Source organism: Pseudomonas sp. MWU13-3659, assembly GCF_023757525.1.
Classification (GTDB): Bacteria; Pseudomonadota; Gammaproteobacteria; order Pseudomonadales; family Pseudomonadaceae; genus Aquipseudomonas; species Aquipseudomonas entomophila_E.
In genome coordinates, this window is sequence record NZ_JAMSHW010000002.1 from 182,959 (window position 1) to 200,426 (window position 17,468).

The following is a 17,468-nucleotide window of genomic DNA, read 5'->3' on the forward strand; positions in this document are numbered from 1 at the left end:
CTCCTTGCGGGGTGTCAGTGGGAGGTGTCGGGCACGGCGGCCTCGCTGCGTAGCAGCAGGCTTGCCGTGGCCTCCACGGTGGGGTGGTCGAACAGGTCTTCCAGGCTCAGCTCGATACCGAAACGCTGGTGCAGGCGAGCGTTGAGCTGGGTGGCCAGCAGCGAGTGGCCACCCAGGTCGAAGAAGTCCTCGTTGACGCCGATCTGCTCGATGCCCAGCAATTCCGACCACAGCCCGGCGATTTCCCGTTCCAGGTCATTGCGTGGTGGCACCTGCGCGCTGCCGGCGGCATCCATGGCGTGCGCCGGGGTGTGCACGGGGCCGAGGCTCGGTGGCTCGATCCAGTGGCGGCTGCGTTCGAACGGGTAGCCCGGCAGCGCCACGCGCTGGCCCTGGCCGTCGTGCACGGCGAGCAGGTCGAGGTTGACGCCACGCATCCACAACTGGCCGGCAAGGTCGAGCAGTTGCTCATGCGGCGCTTGCCGGTCGCTGCGCAGGCAGGCGTCGGTGTCGGCGCCCGCTGGCCAGGGCGCGGCCGTGGCGTTCACCAGGCAATGCCCAGGCGCCTTGGCCAGGCGCGCCAGGCTGGCGTCGAAGACGGCCTGGCTGCGCGCCTGCTGCCAATACTGTCCGTCGAGTGGGCGAGCTTGCCTGACTGGCTGGCCGTCCAGGCTCGACAGCCAGGCGAAGCCCGGTTCGCCCTGGCGTTCGGGCAAGCCATCGGCCTGGTCGTCGAGCAGCGCGAGGATTTCACCCGCTGTGAGGCGGCCGGCGCGGCAGGCCATGGCCAGTTCGCCCAGGGTGTCGCACAGCACCAGATGGGGGCGCAGTCCCCAGGCATGCCACAGCCCGGCCAGGGCGTACAGGGCGGCAAAGCGCTGCTGCGTCGGGCCCAGGTTTGCACCGATGTGGCCGAGGGCTTCGGCCAGCGGGCGGCAGTGCGGGGCCAGTAGCGCCACGCGCTCGACCAGGTGCGGGTCGTCGCGCAGCACCAGCACCAGGTCGGCCGGTGGCGGCGCGGCGAGACGCGCGGGGCGGCCCTCGCGCAGCCGTGCCAGCAGTTCGGCGTGGCTGCGCACCACCAGCGCCAGGCGCTGAACGTACGGGGTACGCCCGCCGTTGGCGGTGTGGCAGATATCCATCAGCGGCGTCTGCTGCGACTGTTCCAGCCAGTCCGCCAACTGCGCCTGTTTGCGCGCCACGGCGGCGGCCGACTTGGCCGACAGGGTCAGCAGCCAGGGGCCGTCGGGCGCCTGGCTGGCGGTGCGCGGCGGCGCGGCCTCCAGCAGCACATGGGCATTGGTGCCGCCGATGCCGAACGAGCTGACCGCCGCACGCGCCAGGTGGTCGGCCTGTGGCCATGGACGCAGCTGGGCGTTGACCTGCAACCCGTCGAGGCTGGCCTTGTCGGTCAGGCGGGTGAAGTGCAGCGACGCCGGGATCTGCCGTTGCTGCAGGCACAGCACGGCCTTGATCAGGCCCGCCACGCCTGCGGCGGAGTTGAGGTGGCCGAGGTTGCTCTTCAGCGACCCGAGGTAGCAGGGCGCGTCGGCGGCGCGGGGTTGGCCGCCGTACACCTCGTTGAGCGCGGTCAGCTCGATGGGGTCGCCCAGCGCCGTGCCGGTGCCGTGGCATTCGATGTAGCCGACCTCGGCCGGCTGCAGGCCGGCCATTGCCAGGGCCCGGCGCAGCACGGCGACTTGGCCATCGACGCTGGGGGCGGTGTAGCCGACCTTGCGCGCGCCGTCGTTGTTGATCGCCGAGCCGCGGATCACCGCCTCGATGCGGTCGTTGTCGCGCACGGCGTCCTCGTAGCGCTTGAGCAGGATCAGGGCGACGCCCTGGCCGGCGACGGTGCCGCGGGCCTGCTGGTCGAAGGCCCGGCAGTGGCCGTCCGGCGACAGGATGCTGTCGGGGCGGTGGCTGTAGCCTTGCTGTTCGGCAGCCTGCACCGAGGCGCCGCCGGCCAGGGCCAGGTCGCACTCGTGCAGCAACAGGCTGCGGCAGGCTTGGTGGATTGCCACCAGCGAGGTCGAGCAGGCGGTGGCGACATCCATCGCCGGTCCGCGCAGGTTGAGCTTGTAGGCGATCTGCGTGGCATTGCCGCTGTTGGCGTAGAGCAGTTGCACCGGGTCGGTGGCGGCCATGGCCTGGGCGTTGGGCAGCAGGTTGTTGACGAAGTAGCTGCTGGCGTCGGCACCGACGAACACTCCGGTTTCCCGGCCGCTGCGTTCCGGCGCGTAGCCGGCGCGTTCGAAGGCGTGGTAGGCGGTCTCGAGCAGCAGGCGTTGCTGCGGGTCCATCAGGCTGGCGTCGCGTGGCGAAAAGCCGAAGAAGCCGGCATCGAACAGTTGTCGGCCCGGCAGGGAAACGCCGGCCTTGACGTAGTGCGGATCGGCCAGGCGCTCGGCGGGCACGCCCAGGGCCAGCAACTGTTCGTCGCTGTACGACTCGATGGCTTCCTGGCCTTCGGCCAGGGCTTGCCAGAACTGTTCGGGGTTGTCGGCGAAGGGGAGCCGGCAGGCCATGCCGATGATGGCGATGGCGTTGTCCAGGGTGGGATTCATCGCGGCATTCCTATTCAGAGGGTGGTCAGGCGCGCACGGCGTGCGCTGAAGGCCGCGGCGCGGCGCTGTTCGTCGCTGGCCGGCGGCTGGTCGGCCACGGCCTCGAGGGGGGCATCGCCGAGGAAGCGCGCCATGCTGCGCAGGGTGGGGTGGCGGAACACCTCCACCACCGCCAGCTCCCGCGCGAAGGCCTGGCTGATGTGTTGCTGCAGCTGCATGGCCAGCAGCGAGTCGCCACCGCGTTCGAAGAAGTTGTCCTCGGCGTCGATGTCGCCGTGGCCGAGCAGCTCGCTCCAGATCTGGTGCAGGCGTTGCTCGTTGGCATCGCTGAAGGTGCGGGCCGGCACTGCCAGGTCTTGCGGCGAGGGCAGTTGGTGGATGTCGATCTTGCCGTTGCGGTTGAGCTCGAACGCGTCGACCTGGATCAGCCGGGCCGGCAGCATGTAGCCCGGCAGGCGGCTGGCCAGGGCCTGGCGCAACGCCTGGGCGGTGAGCGTGCCGCTGAAGTACAGCAGCAGGCCGTGGCCATTGACCGCGATGCATTGCTCCAGGCCGTCGCACTGGCGCGCGGTGTTCTCCAGCTCGCCCAGGTTCACCCGGAAGCCATTGACCTTCACCGTGCGGTCGATGCGGCCGAGGTAGCCCAGGGTGCCGTCGGCTTGCCAGCGCGCCGCGTCGCCGGTGCGGTAGAGGCGCTGCGGGCCCTGGCCGTCGGCCAGGTCGAGGGTAACGAAGGCCGCGTCGCTGCGCTCGGGGTCGTTCAGGTAGCCACGGGCCAGGCCCTGGCCGCCCAGGTACAGTTCGCCGACCTGGCCGATGGCCGTGGGCCGCCCCAGTTCGTCGAGCACATGGGCGCTGGTGCCGCGGATCGGGCGGCCGATGGCGATTTCGCCTTGGGCCAGGTACTCACGGTCCAGGGGCTGGAAGGTGCTGAAGGTGGTGTTCTCGGTCGGCCCGTAGACGTTGTACACCTGCTGCGGGCAGCCTTCGGCACAGGCCAGCAGCTGGTCGACGGTGAGCGGGTCCATCACCTCGCCGCCGATCATCAGGTAGCGCAGGCCGCGGAACATCGCGGCATGGCCGGCGGCGACATGGCGGTCGAACAGGCGTGTGGTCATGAACAGGATGCTCACCGCCTGCTCGCGCAGGTAGCGGGCCAGCGCCGGGCTGTCGAGCGCGCAACCGACCGGCGCGAGGGCCAGGGTCGCGCCATTGAGCAGCGCGCCCCAGATCTCGAAGGTGGCTGCATCGAAGCTCAGGGTGGCCAGCTGGCCAAGCACGTCGCCCGGGCCGATGTCCACATAGTCGGCCCCCACCACCAGGCGCAGGATGCCGGCCTGCTCGATCATCACGCCCTTGGGCTGGCCGGTCGAGCCGGAGGTGTACATCACGTAGGCGAGGGCATCGGCAGCGACGGGCGCCAGCGGCTGTCGAGGCGGTTGCAGCAACGGCGCGTCGTCGATGACCAGCGCCGGCAGGTTGAGCCCGGCGTGGTTTTCCAGCGCCATCACGGCGCCGGCCAACAGCGCCGGGCGGGCGTCATCGAGCAACTGGCGCAGGCGCGTGGTGGGGTACTCGGGGTCCAGCGGCAGGTAGCTGGCGCCGACCTTGAGCACCGCCAGCAGCGTGGCGATGGTGGCCATGCAAGGCCGGGTGAACACGCCGATCCGCTGTCGATCGAGGCGGGCGCCATGTTGTGCCAGCAGGCGCAGGGCGAGGTTGTCCGACCAGCGATCCAGTTCGGCGTAGCTCAATACCTGGTCGCCGTGACGCACGGCTGGGTGCTCGGCATGCCGGGCGACGATGTCGGCGAACCGTGCCAGCAAGCCGCCGCTCGTGTCGCTCGCAGCGTGCCCGCCGCGCCAGGCCGCGGGCGGATACAGGGCGTGCAGCGCGGCCCGTTGCCCGTGGGATGGGGTGACTTCGGCCAATTCGCACAAGGCTTGATGCAGGTGCAGAGCGAAACGCTGTGCCGAAGCGTCCGACCATTGTTCGGCGCGGTGCACCAGTTCGATGCGCAGCGCGCCGCTGTGCGGGTCGATGCCGGTCTGGTTGACCAGGGTGAAGTTGGTCTGCTCGTGGCAGTGGCCTGGGCTGACTTGCAGGTGACGCAGGTGTTGCAGGCGATCGAAGGCATGGAAATGCACGAAGTTGAACAGGCTGTCGAACAGCGCGCCGCCGTGCTCGCGAAGGATCTCGCGCAAGGGGTACTGCGCGGCGTCGGCGAGCCCGGCCCGATAATCGCGCAGGCGCCGCACCCGCTGGCGGGGCGATGGGTCGGCGTCGAGGGCGATCACGCACGGCGTGGTGTTGAGGAACAGGCCGAGCATGCGCTGGCCTTCGTCCTCCACCAGGCGGCCATGGGACGGCATGCCGCAGGCGACCCGGCGGCGCCCGGTCTGGCGCCCGAGGGCCTGCAGGTGGGCGGCCAGCAGCACCAGGTCGAGGCTCACGCCCAAGGTGCGGGCGGTATGGCGCAGGGCATCGTCCAGGGTCGGCTCCAGTGCCACCTCGAGGCGGCGCAGGCTGCCGCCCGGGTGGCGCTCGGCCTCGGCCAGCAGGGTCGGTTCCAGCTCGGCGCAGGTCGCCTGCCAGAACGCCCCCAGCTCGGCCTGGGCACGCCATTGGCGTTCGCGGGCCACATAGTCGACGAAGTCCAGCGTCGACACGGGTGGGAAGGGGGCTTCGCCGTCGAGCATCCGGTCGAGGCTTTCCAGCAGGGTGGTGAAGAAGCTGGCCACGCTCCAGCCATCGAGGATGGCGTGGTGGCAGGTCAGGGTCAGGTACCAGCCGCCCTCCAGGACGTGCGCCGTGACGCGCCACAATGGCGCTTGTTCACCGTCCAGCGGGCGCCGTGGCTCGTCGCGGTGGAAGGCTTCCAGCCAGCGCTCCTGGGCGGCCGGCTCCAGCGCACGCAGGTCGTCCACCACCAATGGCAGCGGCAGCTGCTCGCGCACGCGCTGCCAATAGCCTTGGGGGCTGGCGGCGAACAGGGTGCGCAGCACGGCGTGGGCCTGCATCAATACCTGCAACTGGTCGCGCAGCGCGGCCTCGTCGAACGGCCCGCGAACCCGGCAGGACATGATGTCCAGGTAGGTGGCGGCCTGCTCCACCTGGGCGTGGAACACCATGCCCTCCTGCAGCGCGGTCAGGGGGTAGCCGTCCTGGTCGCCCGCCCGGCGGGCGAGCTCGGCGCGCTCGGCGTCGAGCAGGGCGAACGGCGCTCGGCGCGCGGGGGCCGGCGTGGCTTGCCATGGGCCGAGCTGGGTGGCCAGGCCGGCCAGGGTGGGATGGCGGAACAACTGGCGCGGGCTGAAGTTGAAGCCCGCTTGGCGAACCAGGCGCTGCACATCGAGCAGGCGCATCGAGTCGCCGCCGCTGGCGAAGAAATCGTCGTCGGCACCGGGTTGCTCGAGTTCCAGCACGGTGCGCCAGATCCCGGCGAGCAAGGTCTCGTGTTCGCCCGATGGCGCTCGCCAGTTGTCTGCCCGTGCCTGCTCGAGCGGCTCAAGGGCGCGCAGGGCATCAATATCCACCTTGCCGTTGGCGGTCAGCGGCAGGCGTTCGACCTGGCGCAACTGCTGGGGCTGCATGTAGGCCGGCAGGTGTTCGCGCAGGTGCGCCTGGACATGGCCCGTTGGCAGGGGGCGGGTGGCGCTGAACCAGGCCTGCAGCACGCCGCGGCTGGCATCGTGGCGCACCACCGCGTCGTCGATCTCGGCCAGGCGCAGCAGCGCGGCCTGGATGTCGCCCAGCTCGATGCGAAAACCACGGACCTTGACCTGGTGGTCGTTGCGCCCCTGGTACTCGAGCTGGCCGTCTTCCAGCCAGCGGCCGAGATCGCCGCTGCGGTACAGGCGCAGGCCGTGGCGCTCGACGAACGCGCGCGCGGTCAGCTGGGGCTGGTTCAGGTAGCCACGGGCCAGGCCTGGGCCGGCGACATGCAGCTCGCCGGTGACCCCCGGCGGGCACAGCTGGCCATGGGCGTCGAGCACCAGCACGCTGAGGTCGGGCAGCGGCCTGCCGATGCACTGGCGGGGCGCGCGCGCCAGGTCGTCGCGGGTGACCGGGGTGTGGGTCACGTGCACGGTGGTTTCGGTGATGCCGTACATGTTGTTCAGGCGCACACGGTCGCCGTACTTGTCGAACCAGGGGGCCAGCGCCGCCACCTGCAGCGCTTCGCCACCAAAGATCACCTGGCGCAGGGGCATGGGCGCGGCATGGCGCAGGTCTTCGGCGACCAGGCGGACGAAGGCGCCCGGGGTCTGGTTGAGCACGCTCACGCCCTGGTTGACGATCAACGCGCGCAAGGCCTCCGGGTCGCGGCTGGTCGCCTGTGGCACGATCACCAGGCGTGCGCCGTGCAGCAGCGCGCCCCAGATTTCCCACACCGAGAAGTCGAAGGCATAGGAGTGGAACAGGCACCAGGTGTCGTGCTCGTCGAAATCGAACAGCGTCCGGCTGCTGTCGAACAGGCGCATGACATTGTGGTGGCTGAGCAGCGCCCCCTTGGGCGTGCCGGTGGAGCCGGAGGTGTGGATGACATAGGCCAACTGCTGCGGGCCAACCCGTGGCAGGGGCTGCTCATCGTCCGCCGCGCTTGCCGCGTCGTCGAGCAGGATCGCCTCGAGGCCCTCGAGCCCGCTGCGGGCCAGGGCCTCGCCTTGCGCCACCACCCAGGCCAGGCCGCAATCCTGACGCACGGCGGCCAGGCGTGCGTGGGGGTAGTCGGGATCCAGCGGCACATAGGCGGCGCCCGCCTTGAGAATGCCAAGCATGCCCACCAGCAGGTCGATGCCCCGGGCGGCGCAAAGCCCGACCAGGGTGTCGGCCGGCAAGGGCTGGCCATGCCGTTGCTGGTGGGCTCGGCGCAGGCGCCGGGCCAGCCGGTCGCTGGCGCGGTCCAGCTCGGCATAGCTCAGGCGCTGTGCGCCGTCCTCGACCGCGACCCTGCCGGGCAGGCGGGCTGCCACGCGGGTGAATGCCTCCACCAGTGAAGCGCCGGCCGCAGCGGCCGGGCGCAGCGCTGGGCGCAGCAAAGCCTGGCGCTGCCTCGGGCGTAGCAGTTGCAGGTCGCGCAGCGGCACGTCGGTATCGAGCAGTTGCTCCAGCAGGTACCGGTAGTGTTCGCCCAGGCGCGCCATGCGTGGGGCGGCAAAGCGTGTGCGGTCGTATTCGAGGGTGGCGCGCAGCCCCCCGTCATGGCGGCGCAGCGAGAGGAACAGTGGATAGCGGGCAATGCCGTCGTCCACTTCGACGAAGCTGGCGTGGACATCGTCCAGTACCAGTTCGTGCCGTTCGTTGGCGTTCTGCAGGGTGAACACCGCCTGCATCAGCGGGTGCACCCGACCGTCGCCAGCAGCTTCGCTCATCGCCTCCAGCGGCACGCTCTGGCAAGCCTGGGCCTGGCGCGACAGCGCGGCGACCTGCCCGAGCAGGCTGGCGAAGCTGGCCTGTTCATCGAGGCGCACGCGCAGCGGCAGGGTGCAGGTGAACAGGCCGAACACCTGGTCGTTACCGGCGCCGCGGTTGGCCGACGGCACGCTGATCACCAGGTCACGGGTGTTGCAATAGCGGCCCAGCAGCACCGCGTAGGCTGCGTACAAGGCGCAGAACAATGAAGTCTTGTGGCTTGCGCAGTGCTGTTCCAGGGCGCTGACCAGGCTTGCCGGCAGGTCGAAGTGGCAGTGCGCGCCCAGGTCGCCATCGGCCTGTTCCAGGCCAGGGTCGCGAGGCAGGTCCAGGCCCTCGTAGCCCGCCAGCAGCTCACGCCAGAAGGTCACCGCCTGGTGGCCTGCCGGGCTGTCCAGCCAGGCTTGCTGGTGGGTGATGGCGTCGGCGTAGTGCTGGGCAGGTGGGGCCTCGTCCAGGGGCTGGCCGCGACGCTCGGCGTTGTAGGCCTGGCCCAGTTGCTGGCGCAGCAGGTCCAGCGACCAGCCATCGGCCAGCAGGTGCGGCAGTTGCAGCAGCAGGACGTGCTCCTGCGCGGCCAGGCGCAGCAGGCGCAGGCGGTACAGGGGCGCGCGGTCGAGTGGCAGCGGTGCGCGCAGGGCCCTGCGCAGCAGGCCGGGCAACTGGTCGGGTACCACATCGAGCGGGGTGAGGGGTTGTTGACCCTGAGTGTCCCGGACCTGCCACACACCTTCATCATCAGCCTCGATGCGCATGTGCAACTGGGGGTGGCGTGCCGCTACCTGCCGCCAGGCCGCTTGCAACGCCGGGATGTCCAAGGGGCCGAGCAGGCGCTGAACCACCGCGAGGTTGAAACGTTGCGGGCCGCCTTCGTCATAGCGGTCGCTGAAGTACAGCTGGCGCTGCGCCGGCGACAGCGCGAAGCGCGTCGCCAGGGGGGGGCGGACAGACGTCGGCGTCGGCTGCCGGGCGGCATCCAGACAGGCGGCGAGCGCGTGCAGGCTGGGGTGGCGCAACAGGTCAGCCAGGCCCAGGCGGATACCGAATTGCTGGTCGATGGCCACCAGCAACCGGGCAGCCAGCAGTGAATGCCCCCCCAGTTCGAAGAACGATTGTTCGGCGCCGACCTGTGGCACCTCCAGCAAGTCTTGCCAGAGCGTGGCCAGCCGTCGCTGGGTCGCGCCTTGCGGTGCGGCCTGTGGTGTCAGGTCGCTGCGCGGGGGGCGGGTCAGCGCTGCGCGGTCGACTTTACCGTTCAGCGAACGCGGCAGTCGCGCCAGGCACTCGAAGCGCTGCGGCACCATGTATGCCGGCAGCCGTTCAGCCAGGGCCGCGCGCCAGGCGCCAAGGTCGCCCGGGCCCTCGTCCTCGGGCACCACGTGGGCGCTCAGCTCGGTCTGGCCATCGCAGTCCCAGGCCAGCACCACGGCCTGGCGGACGCCAGGCAGTTGATGCAGCGCATGTTCGATCTCGCCCAGCTCGATGCGGTGGCCACGCACCTTGACCTGGAAATCCAGGCGGCCGTGGTAGACCAGTTCGCCCTGGTCGTTCCAGCACACCCGGTCGCCGGTGCGGTACAGGCGGGTCGGCCGGCCTTCCAGGCCCAGCGGGTCGAGCAGTGGGAAGCGCTCGGCGGTCAGCGCGTCGCGCCGGTGATAGCCCTCGGCCAGGCCGGCACCGGCGATGCACAGTTCACCGCTGGCGCCCCAGGGCACGGGCTGCCCCTGGGGGTCGAGCACGTAGCAGCGGGTGGCGCCGATCGGTCGACCGATCACCGCGTGCTGACCGGCATCGGTCAGGCGCTGGCGGGTCGACCAGATGGTGGTCTCGGTTGGCCCGTAGACCTGCAGCACCTGCCCGGCGCAGCCCAGCAGGTAGCTGGCCAGGTTGCTCGACAGGGCCTCGCCCCCACACAGCAGGCGCACCCGCTCGCGTTCGGCCGGGCGCCAGCCGGCCAATGCCAGCAGCGCCCAGAACGACGGTGTGCCTTGCAGCAGGGTCGGGCGCAACCCGTCCAGGGCCTGGGCCAGGGCCGTCGGGTCACGCACCTGGTCGTCGATCAGTTGCAGGCAGGCCCCGCTGGTGAGCGCGCCATACAGCTCCAGGCCGAAGATATCGAAGCCGATGGCGGTGGCGCCCAGCACCCGGTCCTGGGCGGTGACCTGGAGGTCGGCCACGAAGTCTGCGATCAGGTTGCCCAGGGCGGCGTGGGTGATGCGTACGCCTTTCGGCTTGCCGGTCGAACCCGAGGTGTAGATGAGATAGGCCAGGCTGTCCGCCGCCGGCGCCTGCAAGGTCACGGGGCAGGGCACGGTGCGTGGCGACGGCGACGAAGGGCACAGCTGGCGCACGTCGATGGGCAGTGCCTGGTCGGTGACCAGCAGGTCCATGCCACTGTCGGCGACGATATCCTTGAGCCGCTCCAGCGGCATGTCCGGGTCGATCGGTACATAGGCCGCACCTTTGCCCAGCACCGCGAGCATGGCGATGACGGCCTGGTCCTTGCGCCGCAGGTGGACGCCGATGCAACCGCCCCTGGCCTGTTCACCAAGCCGCTCGGCCAGCGCCGAGGCCGCAACGGCCAGTTGCCGGTAGCTGAGGCTGCCCTGGCGGTATTGCAGGGCCGGCGCATCGGGGTGGCGCCGCACCTGATCAAGGACGCGCTGCATCACCCCCGCCTGGCCCACGGCACGGCCAGCCGCCTCGCCAGCGAAGGTGCGCAGGCGCTCGAGCGTGCCCGGTGGCAGCAGCCAGTGGCGTTGCAGGGGTTGTTCGGGGGCGGCCAGCGCTTGTTCGAGCACCTGCTGGAGGCTGTCGCCCAGGCGTTGGATGAACGCCGGGCTGAACTGTTCGAGCGGGTAGTCCAGGCGCAGGCGGATGCGTTGGGCCTCGAGCTGGTAGGCGACCACCAGGTCACCCACCACCTGGCGCCTGCCGAGGGGCAGGGGCGAGAAGGTCGCCCGGCCCACGGTCAGTTGGTCATCGCCGAAGTAGGCCTCGACCAGGCTGACATTGAAGGGCCGCTCCACGCTCACGCCCTGTTCGCGTAGCTGGCGCATCACGTCGGTGAGGGTGAAGCGCGGGTGCAGGCGGGCAGCCTTGCGCTCATCGCGCAGCATGCCGACCAGCGCTTGCAGGCTGGTGTCGCTGGCGAGCTCGACCGGCAGCGGGTAGTTGTTGATCCGGCAGCCCAGCACCCGACGGGCACCGGCGGGTCGCTCGTCCACCGGGTAGTTGAGCACCAGCGCCTGGGCACCGCTGTAGCCACCCAGTACATGGGCGACCGCGGCGGCGAGGACCATGAACGACGTGGCCCCCTGGCTGCGGGCATAGCGGCGCAGCGAGTGGGCCAGCGCTTCGGGCAGGTCGAAGTAATGCGAGGCGCCCAGCCCCGATTCAATCGCCTGGGCGTTGTGCTGGCGGGGCAGGTCGACGCTCAAGGGCAGGCCGGCCAGGCGCTGGCACCAGTGCGCGACGTCGGCGCTGGCGTCGCTGTCTTGCAGCGACGCACTGGCGTCAGTCTCGGGCCGAGGTAGCGGGCGACCCTGCTGCTGGCATGTGTAGCTCTCGGCCAGGACCTGAACGAACTGCAAGGCCGAGGTGGCATCGGCGATGATGTGGTGGAAGTTCAGCACCAGGCGCTGCTCGTCACCCTGGCGCAGCAGGTCGAAGCGAAACAGCGGGCCGGCCTGCAGGTCGAACGGGTGCGCCAGCACGTGCTCGGTGGCAAGGTCCAGGTCTTGCCCGGGGGGCAGGTCGCACACTGTCAGTACCTGGGCCAGGGTTTGCCCGGGCAACTGCCAGAGCGTTTCGCCACGCTGTTCGAAACGGCCCAGGCAGGCTGGGTAGTAGTGGTTGACGAAGTGCCCCAGGGCCACGTGCAGCGCCTGCGTATCAAGCGCCCCGGCCACCCGATAGACCAGCGGCGTGTTGTACAGGGTGCTGCCAGGCGCCAGTTGCCATTCCAGGAAGAACCGGCGTTGGTAAGGGTTGGCGAGGGTCTCAGCCATGATGGTGCTCCTTCAGGCGGATCCGCACCGGGCGGCTCATGGCCAGGGCGAAGTGGAAGTGATGGTCGAGGGGCTCATCGGTGGATTCCCAGTCGCCGGCGCGCACCATCTCGGCCAGCAGCACCTTGAGCGAGTAGCGCGAGAACATCTGGCCGGTGCAGTTGTTCGGCCCGCTGGAGTAGGCGAGGAATGGCTGGCGGTAGCGTTCAGGGGCTTCCTGGAAACGCTCGGGGCGGAAGGCCTCGGCATCCTCGCCCCACAGTTCGGGCAGGCGCAGCACGTGGTAGATGTCGGCCACCAGCTCGCTGCCCCGGCGGACGAAGCGGCCGTTGACCATCAGGTCGCGGCTTGCCGCGCGGAACAGGAAAGGCTGTGCCGGGTGCAGGCGCAGCACTTCGTGCACGCATGCGTGCAGCAGCGTGTCGTCGCGGCGAATGTAGGCGGCATGCTCGGCGCCCTGTGCCAGCAGCTCCTGGCGCAGGGCCTGGCGATAGCGGGGGTGGCGGCCGAGTTCGTCGACCAGGGCCAGGAACGACGGGAAAGGCGCCACGTAGCCTGCCAGCACCGCGCCATTGAGGCCGGTGGCGAACGCCTCGTCCTGCTGCGACTGGTAGTGCTGGTCGATGTAGGCATTGAGCCGATGGGTGTAGTCGGTGCTGTTGAGCAGGCCCGGATCGTTGCCGATGCGCGCCACCAGTTGGCGCTTGAGTTCGTCGAAGCGGCGATTGAAGTGTGCGGGCTTGTGGTAGGCGAACGCCTGCCCGAGCAGGTCGACCTGCTCCTCGAGCATCCGCCCCACGCCCTCCACCGGCCCCTGCAGGTCCATGACCGAGCGCAGGTACACCTCGGCGGTGAACTCGCTGAGTTCGTCGTTGACCAGCAAGGTCGGCGCGCCATGCCACCAGCGCCGCACCCGTTGCTCGCTGAGCTGGCGCATGGTCTGGATGAACCGCTCGGGGCCGCTGACCAGGTGAGCGATGATATTGCGCTTCTGCTTGGCGTCCTGGCGCTCCTTGCTCAGGCGCATGCGCCCCAGCGCGTCGGCGATGACCAGGAACTGGCGACCATCGCCGACCAGCTCGCCCTGGCCCATGCGCGGGTGCTGCATCAGCCCGCGGATCTCCTCGACACCGATCAGCACGCTGTAGTCGCCGGCGAAGGTCGGCAGGCGCAGCTGGCGCCGCCAGCTGCCGTCGTCGCGCCGGGCCAGCCGGCCGATGTAGTGGTAGGGGCGGGTGCGGTCGCGCAGCGCCCTCGAGTTGCGCCAGCGTTGCGGCAACAGCCAGGGCGCGGCCAGCACGCCGAGCAGGCGGTGCAGGCGGCTTTGCAGGGGGGTGGCGGCGACCATCGTGAAAGGGTGGCCGCCGTGGGTGTGCAGTGATCGGTTGTCGAGCGCTTCCATGGCTTACCTGCGGATTCGTGGAGAGAGAAGGGGCTGTCAGGCTTCGAGCGCCTGACGCGGCATGTGCCAGCCGGCCAGTTGTTCGAGGTGGCCGGCCACCTGCAGGGCGAGGTCCTCGCGCCAGGGTTTGGCGATGACCTGGATGCCGATCGGCAGGCCGTCGCGGGACTGGCCGATGGGCACCACCGCCACGGGCCAGTTGACCAGGCTGTAGCAGATCGAATAACTGAAGTCGCGTACCTGCGCGTAGGAGCAGCCGTGGGGCTTGGCCACGGTCGCGGCGACGGGGCAGAGGATCACGTCGTAGTCCTCCATGAAACCCAGCATCGCCTGGCGACAGCGGTCCAGTTGCATCCAGATGCCGCGCAGTTGGGTGACCGTGAGCTGGCTCTGGCGGGTCAGGGCGTGGTACTCGCGCAGCAAGGGCGAGACCTCGCGCAGGCCCAGTTGCTGGATCAGGTCGCTGAGCCACTGGCCCTGGTCACCACCGAGCAGGATGCTGTCGGTCAGCAATTCCTCGATCTGCCCGAGCAACTCGGGGCGGCGCTCGTCGAGGCGGGCGACTTCGCCGCGCAGGGCGTCGGCGGCGTGGCCCATGGCCAGGCGGATATCTTCCTGAGGCGTGCTGATGCCGTCGTCGGCGTACCAGGCGATGCGCAGCTCGGACAGCGCCTGGGCCGGCGCGGTCTGCCAGGGTACCGGCGGCACGTGGGGGTCGTGACCGTCGGGGCCGGCCAGCAGCGGCGCGGCCAGGCGCAGGTCGGCGATGGTGCGGGCCATGGGGCCGAAACTGATGAACGGGCTGAACATGCCCATGCAGTCCAGCGGGAAGTGCCCGGTCAGTGGCACCCGCCCTTGAGTCAGGCGCAGGGTGCAGATGCCGCTGTTGTGCGCCGGCACCCGCAGGCTGCCGCTGGCATCGGAACCGATACCCAGCAGCGAGCCCTGGGCGGCGATCAGCGCCGCTTCGCCGCCGCTGCTGCCGCCGGGGCTGCGGGCCAGGTCATGGGGGTTGCGGGTCTGGCCGTAGAGCAGGTTGTCGGTCTCGTAGCCGATGCTCAGTTCGGGCGTGTTGGTCAGGCCCAGCAGCAACGCGCCTTCGCCGCGCAGGCGTGCCACCACGGTGGCGTCGGTTTCGCTGGCCTGGCCGGCGAGGCCGGCGCAGCCCTTGTCAGGGCTGTAGCCCAGGGCGTGGCAGGTGTTCTTGACGCTGAAGGGTACGCCCAGCAGGCGCTTGTGCTGCAGGCGGGGCAGGTTGCGTTCGATCCAGGCTGCCTGTTCGTAGGCCATCTCCCGGTTGCTCTGGACCAGGGCGTTGAGGCGCGGGTTGACCCTGTCGATCTGCCGGAAGTAGGTGTCCAGCACCTGCCCAGGGCGGATCGCGCCCCGCTTGACCGCGTCTGACAGGGTGCTGGCATCGCAACCGAGTATGTCCACGTATCGCTCTCCATCGCTTGTCGGCTGGACAATCGCCGCGGGACCGGTCGCCGGTGCCCGAGGCGGGGCTGCGATGCAGAGTGCCAATGGGGGGCTGGAGCGTATATGTGCAATTCATCATGGTTTGCCCAGGTCGCGCCGGGGCAGCGGCGCGGTACCTGGGGCAATGGCCGCTGCGGGCGCGGCTCAGAACTGTGGCGTGTACTTGACCGAGAACATGAGGTTGCGCGGCTCGCCATAGTTGTTGCTGCCGTTGAGCTGGTTGAAGCCCGAGACCCAGTACTTCTTGTCGAACAGGTTGTAGGCGTTGACCGCCAGGCTCACCTCCGGGGTCAGCTGGTAGGCCACGCGCGCGTTCCACACCGTGTAGCCAGGCACGTTGTAGGTGCGCTCGTAGCCCAGGGTGTGGCTCTGGCTGGTGAAGCCAAGGCCGGTGCTCCAGCGCTGGTCGTCCAGCGGTAGCGTGTAGTCGGCCCAGGTGCGCAACATGTGCTTGGGTGTCCACTGACTGAACACTCGGCCCTCGTTTTCCGGGTCGTCGATGAACTTGGTGGTGTTGTAGGTATAACCAGCGAACAGTTGCAGGCCACTGAGGACCTCGCCACTGATCTCGGCTTCGATACCCTGGCTGCGCACCTTGCCCGCGGCAGTGGAGCAATACCAACCGTCGCAGGCAAAACCTGAGGCGGTGTCGGTGACGGCGCGATTTTCCTGGTCATAGCGGAACACTGCCAGCGAGGCATTGACGCGGCCATCGAGAAGCTCGCCCTTGAGGCCGGTTTCGTAGTTGCTGCCGATCACGGGCTTGAGCGGCGTATTGCCAACACCGCGTTCGGTCTGCGGGGCGAACACATCGGTGTAGCTGGCGTACCAGGCCCATTCGGCGGTCAGGTCGTAGATGAAGCCGGCGTACGGTGTGACCTCGCCGGACTCGGTCATGCGGCTGGTGGGGTTGACCTGACCCGGGTTGAGCCCCCGATAGGTAGTGCTTGCGTAGCTGTAGTCGTACCAGCTGACGCGCGACCCGAGAATCAGCGTCAGGCGATCGGTCGGCTTGACGCGCCAGGCCCCATAGAGGCCTTTCTGACGAATGTCGTAGCCGCTGTGCTCATGCCGACCGGTGGGCGCGGCGAGCAACCCGTCGCGGCTGGGCTCAGGGCGGTCGTGGTCAATGTCGAAGATGTTGTCATTGCCGCCAAAGGTGCGCCAATAGCCGTCATTGGAGGTCAGCTTGGAGTAGTTGCCGCCCACGGTTACCTCATGCGCCACCGCACCGGTATCGAAGTGGCCGACCAGGTTCATGTCCAGGCCCAGCTTGGTATTGTGGAAGTCGGTGATCCAGTCGGCGTACTCAACGCCGCTGCCATCCGGCTCCAGGCCTTCGCCGACGGTCTGGGTGCGCTGGTGGATGGAGGTGTTGGTCTCGTCCATGCGCACGGCGGCGGCCTTGAACGCCCAGTCATCGTCGAAGCGGTGCTCGAGGTCGAGGTAGTAGGTGGTGACGTCGGTCTGCGCGCGGTTCCAGCGCGCACCGGTGTAGGTCGAGCGGGGCAGGTCGACGGCCTTGCCGGTGGCATGGCGGGGGATGCCGCGCAACATCGGCCGCGATTGCTGGCGGTTGTAGCTGATGCCGGCGCCGACGGTGGTGGCGTCGCTCAGGTCGATATCCAGCGCGCCGTACAGGGAGTGGGACTTGCTCCAGGCATAGTCGATGAAGCTGTCGCTCTGGTCCTCGTCGGCGACCATCCTCCCGCGCACCCGGCCATCGGCGGTCAGCGGGCCGCCGGCATCCAGTTGCAGGCCGTAGTGGTCCCAGGAGCCGGCCTTGCCGGTGACGGTGACGGTCGGTGCGGCCTGGCCACGCTTGCGCACCAGGTTGATCGCCCCGCCTGGGCTACCGGTGCCTTGCAGCAGGCCGGAGGCGCCGCGCAGGATCTCCACCCGGTCGAAGAACACCAGGTCCTGGGTCGCCCAGTTACCCAGCGAGTAGTTGTTGCGCGGGATCGGCACGCCGTCGTACTGCCAGTCGTCGATCTGGAAACCTCGCGAGGTCACTACCACGCCAGGGCCGATGCCCTGGGCGCCAACCAGGCCGGTGGTGTGGTTGAGCGCATCCTGCAGGTCGGTGATGCCCTGGTCATCCAGCTGCTTGCGGGTGATCACCGTCACCGACTGGGGGATCTCCTTGAGCGTGTGCACGCCCTTGCCGAGGGTCACCGCCCGCGCCGCGTAGGAGCCACTGCCCTCGCTGGTGGCATCCAGGTAATTGTCGGTGATGCTGGTACTGCCCAGTTCCAGCGCGTCACCGCCCTGGCTGGCGGGGGCCACGCTGAAGTGGCCGCTGCCGGTGATGCGCAATTGCAGGCCACTGCCGGCCAGGGCGGCTTGCATGGCCTGCTCGGCGGTCATCTGGCCGACCACCGCGGGTGCCTGCTTGCCGCGCACCAGCTCGGGCTCGAGCGCGATGATATGGCCGCCCTGGCTGGCGATGCGGTTGAGCGTGGTCGCCAGGCTGGCGGGCGGCAGGTCGAACGCCAGGGTCTGGGCCTGGGCGAGGGTGCTCAGGCTGCTCAGGGCGACGACGAGGGGCAAGGCGCGGGGCCAGGGGTTGTGCACGGTGTTCTCCCGGTTGATGTTGGC

General features: G+C 69.5%; 5 protein-coding genes. All 5 read right to left on the minus strand.

Features of this window, described 5'->3' with window-relative positions:
- Positions 1-14: 14 nt before the first annotated feature.
- The 5 genes from NGM28_RS03245 to NGM28_RS03265 all read right to left on the minus strand — a co-directional run bounded on the left by NGM28_RS03245 (position 15) and on the right by NGM28_RS03265 (position 17,444).
- On the minus strand, positions 15-2,567 hold the full coding sequence (locus NGM28_RS03245) for a type I polyketide synthase (protein WP_252088665.1): 2,553 nt from the start codon (positions 2,565-2,567) through the stop codon (positions 15-17).
- Between the two features lie 14 nt (positions 2,568-2,581).
- On the minus strand, positions 2,582-11,989 hold the full coding sequence (locus tag NGM28_RS03250; protein WP_252088666.1) for a non-ribosomal peptide synthetase: 9,408 nt from the start codon (positions 11,987-11,989) through the stop codon (positions 2,582-2,584).
- Complete coding sequence (locus tag NGM28_RS03255) at positions 11,982-13,391, minus strand: cytochrome P450 (RefSeq protein ID WP_240063337.1); 1,410 nt, start codon at positions 13,389-13,391, stop codon at positions 11,982-11,984. The genes NGM28_RS03250 and NGM28_RS03255 overlap by 8 nt, the downstream gene beginning before the upstream one ends.
- A 36-nt stretch (positions 13,392-13,427) precedes the next feature.
- Positions 13,428-14,828 carry an amidase gene (locus NGM28_RS03260; RefSeq protein WP_252088667.1) on the minus strand — a complete coding sequence of 467 codons (1,401 nt, stop codon included), beginning with the start codon at positions 14,826-14,828 and terminating at the stop codon, positions 13,428-13,430.
- A gap of 186 nt (positions 14,829-15,014) precedes the next feature.
- The gene (locus NGM28_RS03265) at positions 15,015-17,444 is read right to left on the minus strand and encodes a TonB-dependent siderophore receptor (protein WP_252088668.1); all 2,430 of its coding nucleotides are present in this window, start codon (positions 17,442-17,444) and stop codon (positions 15,015-15,017) included.
- Positions 17,445-17,468 lie beyond the last annotated feature (24 nt).

What these genes read in the sequence shown, in the direction of transcription:
- NGM28_RS03245 (WP_252088665.1), bottom strand. Translation starts at nt 2,567, where the DNA reads ATGAATCCCACCCTGGACAACGCCATCGCCATCATCGGCATGGCCTGC.
- NGM28_RS03250 (WP_252088666.1), bottom strand. Translation starts at nt 11,989, where the DNA reads ATGGCTGAGACCCTCGCCAACCCTTACCAACGCCGGTTCTTCCTGGAA.
- NGM28_RS03255 (WP_240063337.1), bottom strand. Translation starts at nt 13,391, where the DNA reads ATGGAAGCGCTCGACAACCGATCACTGCACACCCACGGCGGCCACCCT.